At 38.7% G+C, this 2846-nt stretch carries 4 protein-coding genes; all 4 read right to left on the bottom strand.

The window, feature by feature from the left end; all coding sequences use genetic code 11:
• Positions 1–1556: molybdopterin oxidoreductase family protein (locus ACXJIE_RS06480; RefSeq protein ID WP_456480150.1), on the bottom strand; the 1556-nt coding region annotated here is incomplete at its 3' end.
• Positions 1549–1803 (bottom strand): HepT-like ribonuclease domain-containing protein, encoded by a 255-nt coding sequence (locus tag ACXJIE_RS06475; protein WP_456480149.1) that lies wholly within the window; start codon positions 1801–1803, stop codon positions 1549–1551. The genes ACXJIE_RS06475 and ACXJIE_RS06480, both read right to left, overlap by 8 nt.
• Positions 1804–1869: 66 nt before the next feature.
• Positions 1870–2166: a hypothetical protein gene (locus tag ACXJIE_RS06470; protein ID WP_456480148.1), complete on the bottom strand. Its 297-nt coding sequence runs from the start codon at positions 2164–2166 to the stop codon at positions 1870–1872.
• Positions 2163–2846: SDR family NAD(P)-dependent oxidoreductase (locus ACXJIE_RS06465; protein WP_456480147.1), on the bottom strand; the 684-nt coding region annotated here is incomplete at its 5' end. The genes ACXJIE_RS06465 and ACXJIE_RS06470, both read right to left, overlap by 4 nt.

Here is a 2846-nt window from a genome sequence, read left to right as displayed (position 1 = left end):
AGAGGTTTTTGTTTCAGTTTTTCATAAGTGGCGCCTTTAAACCTGCCCACTTCCTTTTTACATTCTTCAAACACATCCTCACTTGTTTTAAACCCGGGGTCGATTCCGAGTCTTTTTGATATTTCTGTCAAAACCTCCCAATCATCAGGCATACCGCATTTCACCAAAGGCGTGCTTAAATGAAGCCTTCTTTCGGCGTTTACGTAAACGCCCGTTTTTTCATATGCGCTTTTTACCCCGAATACGATATCCGCTTTTTCGGTTATTTCGTTTCTCATAACTTCCATTACCATCAGAAATTCGATATTTTCAAACGCTTTTTTGATTTTATTTAAATTCGGATGGACATGAAGGATATCCTCTCCCATGTTAATAACGGCTTTTATTCTCCCCTCAAGAAGATGATCCATCACATCAGGGGTCATAAGTCCTATTTTTTCGGGAATGGTATAATCCGGTCCGTAATACGGCAGGCACCCCACGTCACATGCGCCCTGAACGTTGTTCTGGCCCCTCAGAGGCAGCACCCCGCACCCTTCACCGAAATTACCGCTAAGCATCGCGAGGTTGCTTACGGCGTTAACCGCTTCGGTACCGTCGATATGCTCAGTTAATCCGAGTCCCCAGACGAAAACGGTTTTGTTTTTGGATATAAGTTGTGCAATCTCTTCAATCTGTCCCGATATATGCTCAAAGCCTTTTAGTTTTTCAAAATACTCTTTCGAATCAGGGTGTTTTAGTATATTTTCTTTATACTCCTCATATTTTACACATCTTTTGCTTATAAACTCTTTGTTTATCATATCTTTTTCAATCATTTCCCTTGCTATTGCGTTTAAAAACAGAAGGTTTGATTCAAAAGGCAAAATAACGCTTATATCCGCAAACTTCATAATAGGAATTTCGCGCACGTCCGCCACGATTACTTTCGCACCCCTTCTTTTGGCTTTAATAATCCTGCTCGCCACCATAGGGTGGGCCTGAGTTGTGTTTGAACCTATTATAAATATAACGTCGGTTTTTAAAAGTTCGTCAAACTCAACGCTGCTCGCACCTTCCCCTATACTCATCTTAAGCCCGCTGAGACTTGGGGAATGGCAGATTCTCGCACAGTTGTCCACATTCGGGGTTTTAAGCACTTTTCTTGCGAAATGCTGGAAAAACCAGGCACTCTCGACACTCGTCCTCGCCCCTCCTATACACGCTATGTGGTTCGGGGTATGTTTATTTAATATCTCTTTTATTTTCCACGCGGCGAGGTCAAGCGCCAGCGAATAAGGGGAGATGTAAAACTTTTCGTCATATTCGTACAGGTTTGCAAGCCTTACGGCAAGCTCGAACGGAAAAGAGTCTTTGTTTTTTTCAATGAAATCATAACTTACAAGATGGGCGTTTATTCTTTCGTTTAAAAATTCAAACCCGTATTTACCTTTTATACAAAGCTCCCCACCGCTTGATTTTCCGCCTTTTACGGCAGAGATTTTCTCTATTTTTCCATCTCTTACCCGTGCGTCTATCTCGCACCCCACCCCGCAGTACGTGCATACGCTAAGCATTTTTTGCCTTTTTTAATTTATCTTTCAATACGGGAATATTTTCTCTTAATATTTTTTCCACTATTATTAAATCAACACCTTCATAATCATGAACAATATAATTTCTCGTATAATAAGCCCCTGTTTTTTCTTCCGTTAAATTATACTTTTGTATAAAATCATGCGGTAATTTATTTAATACTTCCCCTATTTGACTCAAACCCATAAAAATTGCCATTTGCCCCTCAAAATCTTCCAAAGCTTTCACAATACCTCCGTGTCTTTTGATAATTTTTCAATATTTTCAATCATTTCTAAAATAAATTCAATTTTTTCACACATTTTTCAAATCTTTTAACATATACCGTTTAGCGGTATTGCTTAAATTTGACAAAGCTATTAAATCTACTTCCTTTTTAAGTCTGTTTTTTAATTTTGCTTTTATTTTTTCTATCTCAATAACCGAACCGAACCCCCCGTATTTATTAACAAACTTCTCAGTTACATGATATACTACATCAATATCGTTAAATTTTTCTCCCCTGGCCATAGAACCGACAATTCCGTCAATAATAAACCCTTCTTTTTCAAACTCTTTTTTTAATTTTTTTATATACTCTAAATAATTCATCGTCCGACCTTCCTTAAAACGGCATCCTGAAAAGAAACCGGCAATATATTAAACAATTTTATCAAATAATAAAACCTTTTCGGAAAGGCGTACTCTTTTTTATCGTTTTCAATTGCGTACATAATCCTGTCAACCCCGCTTTTTAAGTCCATTAAAAAAGGCATATAAAAGTCGTTTTTATCCGTCATATCCGTTTTGATAAATCCCGGAAGGATGTTTATAACCTTAATATCGGGGGCAAGCAGGTTTCTAAGAGACTGTGCGTAAGAATTAAGAGCCCTTTTGCTTGCGCTGTAGGGCATTGAATTCGGGGCGCCCACAAGCGAAGCGAGCGATGAAATAAAAACGATTTTGCCTTTATCCATTTTAGGCACCACACCCTCAAGCATCGCGTGAATGCTTAAAAAATTTATATCAAACGTTTTTTTAAATTCCTCAAACGGGGTAAACGAAGGGGAATGCGGCAGGGAAATTGCGGCATTCGCTATTACGGTATCAAAGCGGACGTTTAAATTTTTGAAATATCTTCCGACCTCATCCAAATCGGCCAAATCCATTTGTACGGGAATTACGTTTTTGATGTTTTTAAGGTTTTGTACGTTTCTTGCAACTGCGTATATTGTATTGTTTCCGTCGTTGAATCTGTTTACAAGCTCACGCCCTATTCCCCTGCTTGCTCC

It is taken from the genome of Nautilia sp. (assembly GCF_053994455.1).
This window is presented reverse-complemented; position numbering and strand designations above follow the sequence as displayed.

Excerpts from the sequence above, each read along its gene's own strand:
- ACXJIE_RS06470 (WP_456480148.1), bottom strand. The coding sequence starts at position 2,166 with ATGAATTATTTAGAGTATATAAAAAAATTAAAAAAAGAGTTTGAAAAA.